The sequence below is a fragment of the Kitasatospora sp. NPDC058243 genome (genome assembly GCF_042882025.1).
GTDB lineage: Bacteria > Actinomycetota > Actinomycetes > Streptomycetales > Streptomycetaceae > Kitasatospora.
Genome location: NZ_JBHVWW010000023.1, coordinates 58,062 through 73,947 on the forward strand (window position 1 = coordinate 58,062; position 15,886 = coordinate 73,947).

The 15,886-nt window shown below is 72.8% G+C and carries 18 protein-coding genes and 1 pseudogene; 7 read left to right on the forward strand and 12 right to left on the reverse strand.

Annotated elements, in window-relative coordinates:
• Window position 1: 1 nt before the first annotated feature.
• On the reverse strand, window positions 2-901 hold the full coding sequence (locus ACFVX9_RS17585; protein ID WP_079135680.1) for a CAP domain-containing protein: 900 nt from the start codon (window positions 899-901) through the stop codon (window positions 2-4).
• A gap of 131 nt (window positions 902-1,032) precedes the next feature.
• Window positions 1,033-4,065, reverse strand: coding sequence for a BTAD domain-containing putative transcriptional regulator (locus ACFVX9_RS17590; protein ID WP_387982348.1), 3,033 nt, complete (start codon window positions 4,063-4,065; stop codon window positions 1,033-1,035).
• Window positions 4,066-4,197: 132 nt separating this feature from the next.
• Between ACFVX9_RS17590 and ACFVX9_RS17595 the strand changes: the two genes are divergently transcribed.
• On the forward strand, window positions 4,198-5,688 hold the full coding sequence (locus tag ACFVX9_RS17595) for a BTAD domain-containing putative transcriptional regulator (RefSeq protein WP_387982350.1): 1,491 nt from the start codon (window positions 4,198-4,200) through the stop codon (window positions 5,686-5,688).
• Window positions 5,689-5,713: 25 nt separating this feature from the next.
• Here ACFVX9_RS17595 and ACFVX9_RS17600 read toward each other — a convergent pair whose 3' ends face one another.
• The 8 genes and pseudogenes from ACFVX9_RS17600 to ACFVX9_RS17635 form a co-directional block, all read right to left on the reverse strand.
• Window positions 5,714-6,184, reverse strand: coding sequence for a hypothetical protein (locus ACFVX9_RS17600; protein ID WP_380372684.1), 471 nt, complete (start codon window positions 6,182-6,184; stop codon window positions 5,714-5,716).
• A gap of 190 nt (window positions 6,185-6,374) precedes the next feature.
• Window positions 6,375-6,935 (reverse strand): annotated as a pseudogene (locus tag ACFVX9_RS17605) (DUF4157 domain-containing protein); the annotation flags it as partial.
• Window positions 6,936-7,094: 159 nt separating this feature from the next.
• Complete coding sequence (locus tag ACFVX9_RS17610; RefSeq protein WP_387982351.1) at window positions 7,095-8,273, reverse strand: methyltransferase domain-containing protein; 1,179 nt, start codon at window positions 8,271-8,273, stop codon at window positions 7,095-7,097.
• Window positions 8,274-8,523: 250 nt separating this feature from the next.
• Window positions 8,524-9,045 (reverse strand): DUF6879 family protein, encoded by a 522-nt coding sequence (locus tag ACFVX9_RS17615; RefSeq protein ID WP_387982353.1) that lies wholly within the window; start codon window positions 9,043-9,045, stop codon window positions 8,524-8,526.
• Window positions 9,045-9,425, reverse strand: coding sequence for a DUF6879 family protein (locus ACFVX9_RS17620; protein ID WP_387982355.1), 381 nt, complete (start codon window positions 9,423-9,425; stop codon window positions 9,045-9,047). The genes ACFVX9_RS17615 and ACFVX9_RS17620 overlap by 1 nt, the downstream gene beginning before the upstream one ends.
• A 147-nt stretch (window positions 9,426-9,572) precedes the next feature.
• Window positions 9,573-10,148, reverse strand: a complete 576-nt coding sequence (locus ACFVX9_RS17625; RefSeq protein WP_380372695.1) for a DUF1707 domain-containing protein — start codon at window positions 10,146-10,148, stop codon at window positions 9,573-9,575.
• An 84-nt stretch (window positions 10,149-10,232) separates the two neighbouring features.
• Window positions 10,233-10,433: a DUF397 domain-containing protein gene (locus ACFVX9_RS17630; RefSeq protein WP_380342935.1), complete on the reverse strand. Its 201-nt coding sequence runs from the start codon at window positions 10,431-10,433 to the stop codon at window positions 10,233-10,235.
• Between the two features lie 10 nt (window positions 10,434-10,443).
• Window positions 10,444-11,334, reverse strand: a complete 891-nt coding sequence (locus tag ACFVX9_RS17635; protein ID WP_387982357.1) for a helix-turn-helix domain-containing protein — start codon at window positions 11,332-11,334, stop codon at window positions 10,444-10,446.
• Window positions 11,335-11,520: 186 nt separating this feature from the next.
• On the opposite strand from ACFVX9_RS17635, the gene ACFVX9_RS17640 reads away from it, so the two are divergent.
• The 5 genes from ACFVX9_RS17640 (at window position 11,521) to ACFVX9_RS17660 (ending at window position 13,435) form a co-directional block, all read left to right on the forward strand.
• Window positions 11,521-11,892: an ATP-binding protein gene (locus ACFVX9_RS17640; protein ID WP_387982358.1), complete on the forward strand. Its 372-nt coding sequence runs from the start codon at window positions 11,521-11,523 to the stop codon at window positions 11,890-11,892.
• Window positions 11,892-12,155 carry a hypothetical protein gene (locus ACFVX9_RS17645; protein WP_063348115.1) on the forward strand — a complete coding sequence of 88 codons (264 nt, stop codon included), beginning with the start codon at window positions 11,892-11,894 and terminating at the stop codon, window positions 12,153-12,155. The genes ACFVX9_RS17640 and ACFVX9_RS17645 overlap by 1 nt, the downstream gene beginning before the upstream one ends.
• Before the next feature lie 105 nt (window positions 12,156-12,260).
• Window positions 12,261-12,638, forward strand: coding sequence for a hypothetical protein (locus ACFVX9_RS17650; protein ID WP_387982359.1), 378 nt, complete (start codon window positions 12,261-12,263; stop codon window positions 12,636-12,638).
• 78 nt (window positions 12,639-12,716) lie between these two features.
• Entirely contained in the window at window positions 12,717-12,926 is a 210-nt protein-coding gene (locus ACFVX9_RS17655; protein ID WP_063348113.1) for a hypothetical protein, read from the forward strand.
• A gap of 104 nt (window positions 12,927-13,030) precedes the next feature.
• Window positions 13,031-13,435, forward strand: coding sequence for a DUF3052 domain-containing protein (locus ACFVX9_RS17660; protein ID WP_387982360.1), 405 nt, complete (start codon window positions 13,031-13,033; stop codon window positions 13,433-13,435).
• 212 nt (window positions 13,436-13,647) lie between these two features.
• On the opposite strand, the gene ACFVX9_RS17665 is transcribed toward ACFVX9_RS17660, so the two are convergent.
• Together ACFVX9_RS17665 and ACFVX9_RS17670 are read right to left on the reverse strand one after the other, a co-directional pair.
• Complete coding sequence (locus ACFVX9_RS17665) at window positions 13,648-14,364, reverse strand: DsbA family protein (RefSeq protein ID WP_380495638.1); 717 nt, start codon at window positions 14,362-14,364, stop codon at window positions 13,648-13,650.
• A gap of 118 nt (window positions 14,365-14,482) precedes the next feature.
• Window positions 14,483-15,307 (reverse strand): class I SAM-dependent methyltransferase, encoded by an 825-nt coding sequence (locus ACFVX9_RS17670; protein WP_387982362.1) that lies wholly within the window; start codon window positions 15,305-15,307, stop codon window positions 14,483-14,485.
• A gap of 138 nt (window positions 15,308-15,445) precedes the next feature.
• Between ACFVX9_RS17670 and ACFVX9_RS17675 the strand changes: the two genes are divergently transcribed.
• Entirely contained in the window at window positions 15,446-15,718 is a 273-nt protein-coding gene (locus tag ACFVX9_RS17675; RefSeq protein WP_380342918.1) for a hypothetical protein, read from the forward strand.
• Window positions 15,719-15,886: the final 168 nt, after the last annotated feature.

Here is a 15,886-nt window from a genome sequence, read left to right on the forward strand (position 1 = left end):
GTCAGGCCTGGGCGAAGGTCTGGACGTAGCGGCCCCAGTTGCCGCGCTGGCGGGGGGTGTAGCCGATGCCGATGGAGGTGAAGTCGCGGCCCAGGATGTTGTCGCGGTGGTGCGGGCTGTTCATCCACATCTGCATGGCCTCCGCCACGCTGTTGCCCGGGGTGACGTTCTCGGCGGCCGAGCGGAACTGGAAGCCGGCGGCGTGGATGCGGTCCCACGGGTTGCTGCCGTCGGTGCCGTCGTGCTGGGTGAGGTCGTGGGACGCCATGTCGTTGGCGTGCCGCTGGGCGGCGGCGCTCAGACGGTCGTCGAGCCGCAGCGGCTGGAGGCCGGCCCGGCCGCGCTCCGTGTTGACGGAGGCCAGCATCTCGGTGCGGAAGTCGCCGCCGGGCTGGGGCTGCGGCTGGGGCTGCGGCTGCTGCTGGCCGCCGGCGCCGCCGTTCTGGCCGCCGGCCGGGATGAGCTGCCAGCGCTGCGCCGGGTTGTTGTCGTCCTGCTTGGTGAGGGTGAGCGGGGCGCCGGGGGCGGCCGCGGTGAGGAACAGCTGGCCCTCGTCGCCGCGGGCGGTCCGGACCCGGAACCAGTCGTTGTCGATGACGTCCAGCACCCAGCGCTGGTTGGGCTGCCCGTGCTCGTTGAACAGCCAGGTCTGGCCGGTGGAGTAGTTGTAGTCGATGACGACGGCCTGGCCGGGGGCGTGCTTGCCGTTGGTGAGCTGGGTCTCCAGGAGCCAGCTGCCGCCGTCCTTGGCCCAGAAGACCCAGCCCTGGGCGGTGGTGCCGTTGGGGCCCCAGGACTGGACGGGGGTGCCCGGGCTGCTCTGGCTGGAGCGCACGTCGGCGACCGTTCCGTTCGCGGACTTGAGGGTCCAGGTCTGGCCGTTCTGCGGGAGCGTGGGCATGCGTGGCGCCTATCTTCGGTGGGAGTGGCCCCGGCTCCGCACTGGTGCGGTCCGCGACCTGACGAGAGAGAAGATCGCGGACCGCGGTAGACAAGTGATCAACAAGGGGTGGAGGGCCGTCGGGGACACGCTCAGGGCTGCGGCAGGCCGTCCAGTAGGGCCCTGGTCTGCTCGGCGTCCTTGGCGAGCCCGAGCCGCTCGTACACCTCCAGCGCGTCCGCCAGGCAGGCGCGGGCCTGGCGGGGGCGGCCGAGGCCGGTGAGCGCGGTGCCCAGGGTGCGCAGCAGCGCGGCCTCCAGGGCGGCGCTGGTGCGGCGGGCGAGCGGCAGCGCCGCCTCGGCGGCGTCGGCGGCGAGCAGCCAGCGCTCGGCCTCGGCGTGGATCCGGGCGGCGAGGTCGCCCGCCGCCGCTGCGAACACCGTCACTTGGAGGGCGGCGAACTCGTCGCGGGCGCCGACCGCGTGGGCGAGTGCCGCCTCCGGGTCGCCGCACAGCCGCAGGACCCGGGCCAGGTAGTAGCGGCCGGTGGCGGCGGACACCGGGCCGGAGCCGCTCATCAGGCGGGCGCCGCGCTCGGCGGCGTCCCGGGCCTCGGCCAGCCGGCCGGTCTGGGCGCAGCTGAACGCGAACTCGCCGAGGGCGCTGCCCTCGGAGCGTTCGGCGCCGAGGCGGCGGAACAGGTCGGCGGCGCGGCCGGCGTGTCGGGCGGCGTCGGCGTAGCGGCCGTGGACGCGGGCGTTGCCGCCGAGGGTGAGCAGGGCCTTGGCGAGGACGCGGACCTTCGGGCCGTCGCCGCTGCCCCCGTTGCCGCCGTCGTCGTCCTGGCAGAGTGCGACGGCCTGGTGGATGTCCTGTTCGGACTCGGCGTAGCGGTTGATGTGCCAGAGCATGCCGCCGCGCACGTAGCGGGCGAGGGCGAGCGGGCCGTGGTCGCCGCGGGCGGCGGCCTCGCGGGCGATGCGGTCGGAGAGGTCGGCGATGTCGCGGGTCTGGGTGCGTTCGGCGAGTACGGAGCCCATCCGGTCGGCGAGTTCGGCCGCCCGGTCGAGCGGCAGCGCCGGGTCGGCGCAGCTCAGGGCGATGGCGGCGGCGTGCACGCCGGCCTGTTCGCGCATCCAGCGGACGGCGGCGGGCCCGTCCGTGATCGTCTTCCCGGGGGAGCGGACGGGCGCGTCGAGCAGGCTGAGTTCGACCGGGTCGGCCTTGCGGGCGGCGCGGTCGGCGTTGCGGGCGGTGGCCAGGCAGTAGTCGACCAGCCGGTCGGCGGCGGCGGTGCGTTCGGTGGCGGGTTCCTCGGCGGCGAGCCGGCCGCGGGCGTAGTCGCGGACCAGGTCGTGGAAGCCGTAGCGGCCGAAGCGGGGGGAGTGCAGCAGGTTGAGGTCGACGAGTGCTTCGAGGAGTTCGTCGGTCTCGGTTTCGGTGCGGCCGAGCAGCGCGGCCGCGCAGGGCAGCGGGACGTCGGGGGCGTCGGGCAGGGACAGCAGGCGGAAGGCGCGGGCGAGTTCGACGTCGAGGCGGTGGTAGGAGAGGGCGAAGGTGGCCTCCACCGTCCGTTCGCCGTCGCTGAGTTCGGCCAGCCGGTGTTCCCGGCGCAGTCCGTCGGCGAGCGCGGCCAGGGTGAGCGCGGGGTCGGCGGCGAGCCGGGAGGCGACGATGCGCACGGCGAGCGGCAGCAGTCCGCAGGCCCGCACGATCTCGTCGGCGGCCACGGGTTCGGCGTCGACGCGGTCGGCGCCGATGATCCGGGTCAGCAGTTCCAGTGCCTCGGCGGGCGGCAGGGTGTCCAGGCGCATCTGGTGCGCCCCGGCGAGGCCGGCCAGTCGGACGCGGCTGGTGACGAGGACGGCGCAGCCGGACGAGCCGGGCAGGAGTGGTTCGACCTGGCCGAGGGTGGCGGCGTTGTCGAGGACGACGAGGACCCGCCGCCCGGCCAGTGCCGAGCGGTAGAGGGCGGAGCGCTCGCCGGTGTCGAGCGGGATCTCGGCGGCGGCCACGCCGAGGGCGCGCAGGAAGCCGGCGAGCACCGCGCCCGGGTCCAGCGGGGTGTGGTCGGCGCCGCGCAGGTCGGCGAAGAGCCGCCCGTCGGGGAAGCGCCCGTGGGCCTGTCGGGCGACGTGCACGGCGAGCGTGGTCTTGCCGACCCCGCCCATGCCGTCCAGGGCGGAGACCACGACGGCTCGCCCGCCGGCCCCGGCGAGGCGGTCCACCAGGGTCTCGACCTCGTCGGTGCGGCCGGTGAAGTCGGCCAGGCCGTCGGGTAGTTGGTCGGGCGGCTGCCAGGCGGGGGCGGGTTCGGCGCGGGCGGAGGCGGAGGCGGCGGGGGCGGGCAGCAGGGACGGGTCCTCGCGCAGGATCCGCAGGTGCAGTGCGGCGGGGCCGTCCTCGGCCGTCGGCGCGGCGGTTGTCGGCGGGCGGCGGCGGGTGTCCTGGTGCCGGGTGGGCCCGTCCCCGCCGGGCGGCAGCCGGCGGCGGGCGTCCTCGTACACGGCGAGTGCCTCGGCCTTGCGGCCCGCCTGGTAGAGGGCGCGCATCAGGACGGCGGTCAGCCGGGGCCGTTCGGGGTGTTCCAGGGCGAGGGCGGCGGCCTCGGCCGTCAGGCCGGTGTGGTCGCCGATCTCCGCGTCCAGCTCCAGCCGCGTCTCCTTGGCGTGAAGTCGCTGTTCGGCGAGGCGGGAGCGGACGGCCTCGGCGTGCGGCCCGGGCAGTCCGGCGAGCGGTTCGCCGACCCACAGCCGTTGCGCGGCCAGCAGGACCTCCCGGACCTCCTGCGGCGGGGCCTGCTCGTCGCGTAGCCGTCCGGCCGTGGCCAGCAGTTCCTCCCAGCGGGCCGCGTCCACCTCCGCGTCGGGCACCCGCAGCGCGTAGCCGTCGCCGACGCGCACCAGCGGCATCCGCTGCGGATCCGGCCCGGTGTACGGCTTGAAGGCCGACCGCAGCCGGGAGACGGCCAGCTGGACGGCCTTGCGGGGGTCGGCGGGCGCTGCCCCGCCCCACACCCCCTCCACCAGCACCGGCGTCGCGACCGTCCGTCCGGCGGCGCTCAGCAGCACCGCCAGGACGGCCCGCTGCTGCGGCCGGCCCAGTTCGATCTCCCGCTCCCCGTGCCAGGCGCGCAGTGGCCCCAGCAGCCCGAACCGCAGCCCGGACGCCCCGATGTCAACCATGTCCCGTCCCCGAATGTCGTCCGGTGCCCGGATCACGCCACTTCCGTACGGACGGCGGCGCCCCCTGATCCGGTCACCTATGCTCTGTCACGGATTGTGTACTTGAAACTCATGGCTTCGAGGGGTGGGGGCATGGGGCTCGAATTCCGTGTGCTGGGGCCGCTGCGGGCCCGGTGCGACGGCCACGAGATCGACCTCGGTCGGCCGCAGCAGCGGGCCTTGCTGGCCGCCCTGCTGCTGGCCCCGGGCCAGCTCGTGCCCACTGAACGGCTGGTCGAGGGCTTGTGGGGCGAGGATGACGCCCGTTGGCCCAAGGCTCCGGCCGGCCAGATCGGCACCCACGCGCACCGGCTTCGCCGCGCCCTCGCGGCCCCCGGCCTGCTGGTCGCCACGGCCGGTGGCTACCGGCTGGAGGTGGATCGGGCCGCCGTCGACCTGTTCCGCTACGAGGACGGAGTGAGCCAGGCCGTCACGCTGCGCTACGACGACCCCCTGCGGGCCCGGGAGTTGCTCGCCGGCGCGCTCGCGCTGTGGGAGGGGCGCGCGCTGGACGGCGTGCCCGGCGGTTTCGCCGAACGCGCCCGCGAACGGCTCGCCGCCGGCCACCACGCCGCCGTCAAGGTGCTGCACGACCTGGACCTGGCGCTCGGCCTGCATACCGAGGCGCTGCCCGCGCTGGACGCGCTCGCCGCCGCACACCCGCGCGACGAGGAGGTGCAGCGCCTCCACCTGCTGGCCCTGCACCGCTGCGGGCGGACGGCCGAGGCGCTGGCCGCCTTCGAGGCCCTGCGCGAACGGCTGGACCGCGAGCTGGGGCTCGAACCGGCACCGGCGGTCGCGGACCTGCACGCCCGCATCCGGGGAGGGGGCGCCGAGCTCGCGGCGCCGTCCGCCCCCGTACCGCCGCGCCGGCCCGCCCGGCCCTGCCAACTGCCGCCGGACATCCCCGACCTGGTCGGGCGGGCGGCCCAGGTGCGGGAGGCCGAGCGGATCCTGCGGTCCGGTGTCGGTGATGTCGACGGTGGTGGTGGCGGTGCCGGTGTCGGGGCCTCGCCGGTGCTCGGCCTGTCCGGGCCGGCCGGCAGCGGCACCTCCGCGCTCGCGGTGCACCTGGCGCACACCGTCCAGGACGCCTTCCCGGACGGGCAGCTGTACGCGGCCGGCGAGACGGCGGAGCCGGGCACGGTGCTGGCCGCCTTCCTGCGGGCCCTGGGGGAGCGGCCCGTCGAGGACGCCGGCGTCGGCGAACTGGGCGCGCGCTACCGGGCCGCGCTCGCCGGGCGGCGGGTGCTGGTCGTGCTCGACGGCGTCACCGACCCGGCGCCGCTGCTGCCCGCGGTGGCGGGCTGCGCGGCCGTCGTGGCCGGCGCCGAACCGGGCGCCCTGCCCGCCGACGCGGCCCGGCTGGCCGTGGGCCCGCTGGAGCCGCAGGACGCGTACGAGCTGCTGGCCCGGGTCGTCGGCGCCGAGCGGATCCGCCGGGAGCCGGGCCCGGCCGCCGAGGTCGCCGAGCTCTGCGGCTACCTGCCCGTACTCCTGCGGTCGGTGGCGGCGCGCCTCGCGGCCCGCCCGCAGTGGTCCGTCGCCGACCTGGTCCGCTGGCTCGCCGAACGGGGCGCCTGAGCGGCGCTCCGGCCCGGTGCGGGGGTCAGTAGAGGTCCGAGGACATCGCCCAGATGCGGACGTCGCTGGTGGGCGTGGTGACGAAGGGGAGCTCGCCGTCACCCCAGTAGATGGCGACGCCGCCGAGGTCCTTCACCACCAGCCGGGCGCCCGGGTGCCCGTACGTGCCGGAGGACCAGCAGACGCCCCCGGAGGCGGAGTAGACGACCAGGTTGCCGTCGGACTGCATGACCGCCTTGTACCCGCAGTGGTTCACGTTGGTGCGGGAGTCCCAGACGGCCACCGGGTTCGGGGTGTTGTAGTTGCGGTAGACGACCAGGTTGCCGTCGGGCTGCATGATCAGCCGGGACCGCGCGGAGTCGACGTGCCAGCCCGGGTAGAGCGGCTCGTCGTTCCACAGCGTGTGGGTCGACGGGTCGTACGCCGCCTGCGCGGTGCCGGCCCCCAGCATCGTCCCCGTCAGCGCCAGCGCCGCGGCCGCCACCCCGACGGCCATGCGTCGCACAGCCTTCACTGCCTTCACTGCCTTCATCCCCGGGTACCTCTTTCGTCCATATCGCGCCCGTGAAAGTACGGGGCGCCCCGTGGAAACGACCATGGGGCAAGGCGGTAGACAAACGATGAACGATCCCGTTGATGGGCGGGGGCGAGACGGCTCAGCCGCCGTGTTCCTCGTCCTCGTGGGCGGCGGTGTGGTCGGCGGCGTGGGCGGTTCGGCGGCCTGCGGCCGGGCCGGACAACACCCGCCGGGCGTTGGCCTCGGCCTCGCGCTCGAAGCGGTCGGACGGGTCGCTGACGCTCAGCCCGGAACCGTTGTCGGAGCCCGCCACGGGGCCCTGCCGCTGCTGGAGGACGTGGGTCAGCTCGTGGGCGAGGGTGTGCCGGTCGCCGCCGCCGTCGCCGATGACGACGTGGTTGCCGGAGGTGTAGGCGCGGGCGCCGATCTCGGCGGCGGAGCTCCGGGCGGCGCTGTCGTCGTGGATCCGGACGTCCGAGAAGTCGGCGCCCAGACGGGACTCCATGTCGGCGCGGGTGGCGCCGTCGAGCGAGCGGCCGCCGCTGCGCAGCACGTCGTGGACGGCGGCGGCGGAGCGCTGCACCTGGCCGGCCCGCTGGAGTCGTTGGACGACGGCGGCGTTGCCGACGGACGCCTGGAGGCCGAGCAGCGCGGGTGCTGGTGTCCGGGCGGAGGCGGGAGAGCTGGTCGAGGGGGCGTGCGCCTTGTCGTCACTGTCGCGGGTCCTCATCGGCGTCCCTTCGGGTCGATGGCCGGTGAGTCCTGGATACCCCGCCCACGCCCGGAGCGGTAGGGATGGCGGGGGCAGCAACCCTGCCCCCGAGGGCAGCCCCGCCCGCTGGTCGGGCCCAACGCGCGGGCAGGGCAGGGGTTTTCGATTTTTCTGCCGTCAGCCTCGGACCGGCACCGGGTTGCTCGGGTCGTCCAGCCACACCGTGTGGCGGCCGGCCGTGACCGTCAGGCCGAAGCGGTCGAAGCCGGGGCGGCCGTGGCCGTCCCACCAGCGCCACGCGGCCTCCACTTCGTCCCAGAGTCTGCGCGGGCCGGACTGGTAGACCTCGTAGGCGGTGCGGTCCGGCTCGTAGTCGGCGGAGGCCCAGGAGAGGGTGTCGCGGCTGTAGAGCCAGAGTGTGTACGCGCCGTTGTCGTAGCGCTCCGTCCGCCAGAACGCGGCGGGTACGCCGGACCCGATGACGAACTGCTCGAACCACCCGCCCGTTTCCCGGGGGGACAGGCCGGTGGTGCTCCGCACCCCGTCGGCCGGCCACTCCCGGCCGCGCAGGTAGTCCTCGAAGGGCGGCCGGTCCGTGCGCTGCTGGCGCAGCCGCATGAACGCGGAGCCCCCGGTGAACCTGCCGCTCGCGCTCGTCCCGTCCTCGCTCATGGTCAGCCTGACGATCTGCTCGCCGCCGTACTCGGTGCCGAAGGGCGCCACGATGATTCCGCCGGGGGCGGTCTGTTCCAGCCACGCGGGAGGGATCTCCAGCAGGGAGCAGGTGGCGATGATCCGGTCGTAGGGTGCGCCGTCCGACCAGCCCTGTCGTCCGTCGCCCTCGACCACGGTGGGCGCGAGCCCGGCCCGGTGCAGGTTCTCCCGGGCGCCGCGAGCGACGTCCGGGTCGTACTCGACGGTCACCACGTTGTGGTTGCCCAGGCGGTGGGCGAGGAGGCCCGCGTTCCACCCGGTGCCGGCTCCGACCTCCAGGGCCCTGTTCCCTGGGCGCACGTCGAGGTCCTGGAGCATCGAGAACACCATGGTGGGCATGGAGCTGGACGAACTCGGCGTCGTGCCGAGCCCGTCGCCCCGGTGGTCTCCGTCGTCCCACTGCGTGGTCAGCGGGACGTCCGAGTAGACGGCCCTCCGCCATGCTTCGGGCTCCTGCGACCGGTACACCACGGGGTTCTGTCGGGTGCCGTCCGAGATCCCCGGCCAGATGCGGTCCGGGACGAACAGCTCGCGGGGCACCGCGTTGAAGGAGGGCAACCAGTCCGAGGAGAGCGCGCCGCCGGCCACCAGCGCGGAGGCGAGCCCCTGGGGGCCCGCCTCCTGGTGCGTTTCGCTGGTCACTTGCCGCCGCCGCCCGCCGGGCCCTGGCCGTCCGAGGCGTTGCCGCCACTGCGCTTACCCATGGCTTTCCCTCTCTGTCGATCGGGTCGGTCACTCCCGCGGAGTGGCTTGACCCGGTGGCAACACGGTAGGAAAACGGGCTGGTCGGGATCTGCGACCTTGCACAGATTCACCCGGGAGAGTTGATCGCCGAGACGATCAGCGCCCGGGCCTGCTGGGCACTCGAAGATGGCGAAGTGGCCATGCTGGATCAGTGAAGCCGGTACTCCTCGTGCGGGATGGCTCGCTCCCACACCGTTTCGAAGGCGTCCAAGCACAGTTTCGCGGTGGACTTGACCTCGGAGATCTCGCCGCCGAGTGAGTCGCCATCGCCGGAGAAGTGACCCCAGCGGACGATCCGGTCGTCGAAGAGCCAGAAGTCGTTTCCGGGGAGTGCGATGGTCGATGCGCTGCGCCTGGGCAGCCAGCGCACCTGCTCACCGGCCCGGACGTTCCGGAACGTGACGTCGTACTCGTACCGGATGTACTCGCCGACCGGCTCGGAGACGACCCTGGCCCTGCGGATCTCCACCCCACGGCCCACGGCCTCGGCGATGACGTCCAGCCACGGCCTCCACCAAGAAGCCCGGTCGTCCGGATCCGGACGGTGACCGGCCCTCCACGCGTGGAGGGCCGGGTCGCCCTGCATGTAGCCGTCGCGCATTTCCAGATGAACCGCTGAGCGCTGCGTGTTCCTCAGCAGCTCATCGACCTTCGGAACGCTCTGCGACATCACAGGCCTCCCTGCAACTGGAAGTCCTCGTGCGGGACCGCCCGTTCCCAGACGGCCTCGAACGCGGAGTGGGAGAGCTTCATGGTTTGCGGGTCGGTGCTGATCTCGTCGTCGACGAAGTCGCCCTCACCGCTGAAGTGGTGGACGACGAGTAGCTGACCGTCGATGAGCCAGAAGTCATTGCCGGGGAGCGCGAGGTCGGTCGTCTGCCGACGCGGAAGCCAGCTGACCTGCTCGCCGGAGGCGATGTTCCGGAACGTGATCTCGTGTTCGAACCGGTTCGCTCGGGAGATTCGACCACGACCTCGTGCCTCCAGGAGCCGATCTTCGCGGGACGGCCGGGGGTTCGCGCGCAGCGGAGATGCTTGGGGGGAGGTCACCGGCGTGGTCGTGCCGGAAGGCTGGAATTGGCCAACGGCGCTTCATGGCGGACTCTTTGAGGCCTGGGGGTCTGCCGAGTAACGAGATCGCCCGCTCGTCGGGATCGACGAGCGGGCGAGGGTGTGTAGCTGTGGAGTGGGCCTGCCTCAAGCGCCGAAGAGGCGGCGGCGGGGAGGGCGCGCGACGACCGAGGCGTGTTTGAGGGTGCCGGTGAGCTCGATCCGGAGCTGGGGCCTGGTGGCGTCGCCGCCGCTGTCGGAGCGCTGCTTGACCTTGGAGAAGACCAGGGTGAGACCGTCGGTGTCGAGGGTGACGAGGCCCGGCGGGCTGATGATGAGCAGCTTGCCGTGCCGCAGGGACACGTCGATCAGAAGGGTGTCGGCCGTGATCACCGCCTCGGTGAAGTCGAGGACGACCGTGCAGTGCTTCGGCCGCAACTCGATGTGCCGGGGGACCACCCAGCGCCCCGCCCGGGTGTACTTGCCGCCGCGCTGGTCGATGACCAGCACGTCCTTCGGCACGGCCACGGCCGACGCGAAGCTCGGCAGGTCGGTGGTCAGCTCGGCCAACTCGGCGAGCGTCCGGGCCGAGAGCGCGGCTTCCAGCCGGGTTTCGAGTTCTTCGGGGGTGAGCCGGCCGTCTGCGGCGGCGACCTGCAGCGTTTCTACGATGCGGTCCCGGTCCTGATGGGATGCCCGTAGCGCGGGCAGGTCTCTCGACATGGGTCCACGCTAACCCAGGGCGGGCGGCCCGGAACAGGGAGTTGGGCGGAGGCGGTCAGCACCAAGTGTGCTGACCGCCGGGGTTCAGGCGAGGTGGTCGAACTCGCCGGCCTGGGCGCCGAGGACGAAGGCGCGGAGTTTGGGGGCGGTGGTGGTGATGATGACGTCGGGGTCGTCGGATTCGCGGAGGTGGAGGATGTCGTCGGCGCCGTAGGCGAGTTCAACGCAGCTGCCGCCCTCGTTGGAGCCGCTGAACGATGACTTTTGCCAACGGAGGTCGGACATCGGACGCCTTTCAGGTTTGCAACAGGTAGAGAAGATGTCGAATGAGGCCCCACGAATCACGGGAGGAAAGCGTAGCCAGGGACTGAGCTGTGCTGACAGGAGGTAGGGCCAGTTCACTCAGCTGGTTGAAGGTCTTCCGGTAGGTCTCGATCGAACGTTGGTCGCCAAGATACTCGGTGTGGCTCGGGTGATCCACGACGATCGTGGAGAGCTCGGGAGCCCCGGGGTCCAGGAAGACGAACTGGCTGGTGTAGGGCGGCTTCTGCGCAGCGGTAAACGGCAAGACCTGGATGCTGACGTTGGGCAGCTCTGAAATCTCCAGTAGATGCACAAGCTGTTCCCTCATCGCAGCGTCGCCGGGGAATCGCATGCGCAACGCTGTCTCGTGGATGACGAATCGGAACTCGCGGCGTGGCAAGTCTGTGAGAATGCGCTGTCGCTGCTTGCGGAAGTCGATTTCGGCTGCGACATCCAACTTGCGATGCTGGTCGGCATCTTCGTAGATCGCCTCGATGTAGGCGGGTACTTGGAGAAGCCCGGGTACGTGGAACGTCTCGAAGTTGTCGATCAGGGCGGCGTCGTGTTCTGCCTCCGCGAGATCAAGAAGCAAGGTTGGCAGACGGTCGGCAGACTCCGTCCACCAGCCCTTCCCATTACTCCGGCCCATGTCGGCGATCTTTGCGCGGAAGACCGGATCTGTGCAGCCGTATGCGTCGAGCCAGATCTCAAGGCGTTCGGGGTTGAGAGTGATCCGACCGGCCTCGGTGTGGCTCACCGCCGGACCCTTCATGCCCACCAGTGCCCCCGCTTCGGGTGCAGACATCCCAGCTGCCGCCCGTAGGCGCTGCAACTCTTCCCCGAAGCGCCGTTGCCGCTGGCTGATCGGCCCTTTGTATGCCACTACCAGTCCCTCCTTGTCGGTGCAGTGTTCCGCATGAGTCCAGCCGCTCGCCAACGCTGAGCTAGGGCAGTGTATGCATCCTTGCCTGTTCGATTGCATGGATGCCAGACATTCCCCTACTCTCAGTGTTGCACCGGTCACATGACGGATCGTCAGTGACTCCCCCTCTCCCTCCCGGGGTCTCTCATGCGTGCTTCCAACCCTCCCGACTGGACCGCCGCCCGCACCGAACTGTGCGACCTCCTCACCACCGCCGGCTGGCCGCCCCCCACCATCTGCGACGCCGAACTCGCCCTCCACGAACTCTTCTTCAACGCGTGGAAGCACGCCGGGAGCCTCGCGCCCCTCGTCGTGCTCTCCCTCCTGGAGTGCAGGCTCCGCGTCTCGGTCTGTGACGACAGCCCGACCCTCCCGCCCGAGCCGTGCGCCCCCGCCGACCCCTACGCGCTCTCCGGTCGAGGCCTGCACCTCGTCCGTTCCCTCGCCCACCGCTTCGGCGCCGACCTGCGCAAGCAGGGCAAATCCGTCTGGTTCGAGCTGCAGTTGGACGCCGCCTGATGCCCCTTCCCCGCCGCCGCCCGATGCTCCCGACAGACCCCCGGATCCGGTACTACACCGACGACCACATCCGCACGCTCCTCGCCGAAGTCGACGAGCGCGGCCGCAGGTTCGGCCTCATCTTCCCCTCCGCCACCATCGACCGCACCATCGACGGCCGCGTCCTCGTCCGCTTCAACACCGCCCCGGCCTCCACGCTCCTCAACCTCCTCTCCCTCCTCCTCGCCGCCGACCGAGACCGCGAAGACCCGTGCGCTTTCTGATCGCCGCCGCCTTCGCCGTCCTCCTCGCCCTGGCGATCGCCACCGTCGTCCTGGGCGTCATCACCGCACTCAACGTTGCAAAGCCCGACGAGGAGGACCCCTGACATGCCCGACCCGGACCCGGACCCCGACTTCGGCCCCAACCCCCTGGCCAACCTCCTGGCCAACGCCCTCGCCGCGACCCACTACGCCGTCGCCGCCGCCTTCAACACCCTCGCCCCCGGCGTCGCCCAGCCCGTCCCCGACGACTTCGACTGGCGCGAACTCGAAGCCTTCATCTTCCACTTGGGCTTCGCCGCCGACGACTCCGACGCCGCCCTCAACCTCTACCGCCTGGTCACCGCCGTCCAGCGCATCGCCTACCGCGAGGCCGCCGGTCGCAACGCCGCCGGCCACCCCGCCCGCCTCAACCCCCACCTCAACCCCGGCCCCAACCCCCGCCCGTCCTCCGCCGGATTCACCCGTGGGGGTGGTGCCGGGTGAATGCCACCGACCGTGCCCCACGCGGCCCCTAGCGTGGGCAGGGCCAAGCGCCAGCCGCCCCAGGGGAGGGGACCCGACGTGTCCGATGTGCCCGACGTCGCCGAATACCTGCTGCTCTACGTCGAGGGCGACGCAGTCGTGGCGCACGACGCCGACCTGCACCCGCACACGTTCCCCCTCCCGCCCGGCGAGCTGGGCGCCACCATCACCCGGGCCGATGCCGCCGGGGGCGCCCAACTCCTGCTGGCCGTCAGCTCGTCCGGGATCGTCTCCTGCCGCGAGATCTGACGTACCGTCAATCTCCGGGCGTGTTCAGTGCCGACCACCGTCCGCGTCTGATTGGCTACCCGGATGCGAGGCGACAGGCGCCTCCAAGTCAAAGGAACACCGGCATGACGACAGAGCGCACCAACCCGGCGGCCCGGCTCGGGTTCCAGCCCGGGCAGGTCGTCCAGGAGATCGGTTACGACGACGACGTCGACCAGGACCTCCGCGAGGGCATCGAGTCGATCACCGGCCAGGACCTCGTCGACGAGGACTACGAGGACGTGGCCGACACCGTCCTGCTCTGGTTCCGCGAGGACGACGGCGACCTCACCGACGCCCTGGTCGACGCCATCGGTCTCCTCGAAGGGGGCGGCACGATCTGGCTGCTCACGCCGAAGTCGGGCCGGGACGGCTACATCGAGCCCGGCGACGTCAACGAGGCCGCTCAGACCGCCGGCCTCGCCTCGACCAAGGCCATCGGCGCCGCCCCGGACTGGGCCGGCACCCGCCTCGTCGCCCCCAAGCGCTGACCTGCCCGGAGCGGGAAGGCGGCGGAGGAGGGAGGCGGGCCCCCCCAAATTCCTCCCCCCACCCCCCCCCCCCCCCCCCCCGGCCACCCCACCCCCCCCGACCGCCCACCCCCCCACCCCCACCACCCCCCCCCACCCACCCGACAAAGGGAAGGAAAAGGAAGAGAAAAGGACTCCCCCCCCCCCCCTCTCTCCCCCCCGCGCCCCTCACCTCACCGCTGCGGCAGCTCGCACCCGTCCGGCCCGCACGCCTCGCCGCCACCGTCGCCGCCGCCGACCAGCAGGGGCACCGCCACCCGGCTCTCCCAGGCCTGCTCCAGCGCTGCCGTGAACGTCTCGGCCGGCTGGGCGCCCGAGACCCCGAGCCGCCGGTCGAACACGAAGAACGGCACCCCGGTGGCGCCCATCGCGCCCGCCGTCGCCTCGTCCTCGCGCACCGCCTCCGCGTAGGCGTCCGGATCGGCCAGCACCGCCGCCGCGGCCTCGCCGTCCAGCCCGGCCTCGACGGCCAGTTCCACCAGCCGTCCTTCCGCGAAGGCGGACCGCGCGTCGGCGAAGTTGGCCCGGTACAGCGCGTCCAGCAGTTGCCCCTGCCGCCCGTGGTCCTTGGCGAAGTGCAGCAGGCGGTGCATGTCGAAGGAGTTCGCCGCGTCGCGCCCCTCGCGGAGGTACGCCAGGCCCTCCCCGTGCGCGTTGTCCGCGATCCGGGCCTCCGCCGCCTCGGCCTGCTCCAGGCTGAGCCCGTACTTGGCGGCGATCAGCGGGACGACCGGTCGCGCCTCGGCCGGCGAGTGCGGGTCGAGCTCGAAGGAGCGGTGGACGACCTCCACGTCCCCACGGTGGGGGAAGCGCTCCAGGGCCTGCTCGAACCGGGCCTTGCCGATGTAGCACCACGGGCAGTTGATGTCGGTCCAGATCTCCACGCGCACGGCGTCGCTCCCGTCTCCAGCCGTGCGGGGCCTTCCCGCACCCGGCTCCGTGGCCAACGCCGACGACCACCTGAATATTTCTCGTGATGAAATATTCAGGCGCCCGACGGGACCGGCCTCACCGCCGCCGCGCCGTCGCGAGGTGGATCCTGAACCCGTACGGAAGGTGCCCGTCCGCCGGGCCCGACGCCGCCCGGGCCTCCGTGAGGAACGCCTCGTGCAGGGCGGCGCGGGCCTCCTCGTCGAGCGGGCCCACGTCGTAGACGCCGGACACGGCCTCCCACACCCGTTCCGCCGGGCCGCCGAGGTCGATGAGGACCGTCTCCCACCCCACCGGCCCGAACCCGGCCGGCCCGAGCAGCCCGGCGAGGCCGTCGCGGCTCCGCGCCCGCCGGTCGCCCAGCGCCGGGATGCGGCGGTCCGCGGGGAGCGCGGCGAGGGCGGCGGACAGCCGCTCGCCGAACCGCTCATGGACCTCGCCGCCGACCATTCCGCCGCCGAGTACGCACGCGAGCAGCCCCCCAGGGGCGAGCACCCGGGCGATCTCGGCGGTGACCAGTTCCAGGTCGCCCATCAGCATCAGCGCGAGGTGGGAGACGCAGGCGTCGAACGCGCCGTCCGCGAAAGGGAGTTCCTGTGCCCGTCCGACGGCCAGCCGGGCGCCCGCCAGGGCCGGTCGGCGGCGGGCCAGCGCGAGCGCCTCGGGGGACAGGTCGATCCCGGCCAACTCGCGACCGCTGGTCCCGGCGAGCAGTTCGAGCAACAGCCCGTCGCCGCAACCGAGGTCGAGCACCCGGCGGCTCCCGGCGGCGCGGTCACGCAGGACCTGGTAGCTGGTCCTGCCGTCCGAAGCCCTGGCGCGGCCGAGCACGTCCGAGGTCAGCGCCGGGCGCTCGGCGTGGAAGGCCTTCAGGAACGCTTCCTGCGATGCGGTCGTCGTCATGTCCCCGAACGTAGGTACTCGGCGCCCTGCCCGCAGGCCGTTCCGCGGAACGGCGATGGCGAAAGGGAATGCGCCATCGCCGCCCCGCCGCACGGCAGTTACCGTGTCGGTGACAGCCCGAACGGAAGGCGGACAAGGATGGGAACCTCCGCGCACGTCATGGCGCCGCCACTCGTCGCGGTCGCGGTGCTCCTGCTCGCCGTCAAGTGGGTCAGGCGGCGGCGGGACGGCAGGCCCGTGCCCCTGCTGCCGCGATCAGGTCCGGCCTGGGCGGGCGCGTTGGCCGCCGTCGCGTTCGTGCTGGTCACGGGCGGTCTGGCCGGCCGTGCCGGGGACGCGGTCGTGCCGGCCGTCGCGCTCGGGGGACTGGTCGGGGCCTTCGTGGACCTTCGCTTCGACGCCCGGCGATGACGCCCGGCGATGACGTCCGGCGCTGACGCCGTCCCCGGCCGCGCCCGCCAACCGACCCGTGCGCGGGAAGTCGGACTGGCCGACCTCCCGCGCAAGCCGCCGCCCGTCAGCAGGAGATGTTGCCGTCGCCCCCGTCTGTGCCCAGGAAGCCGAAGAAATTCTCTTCAA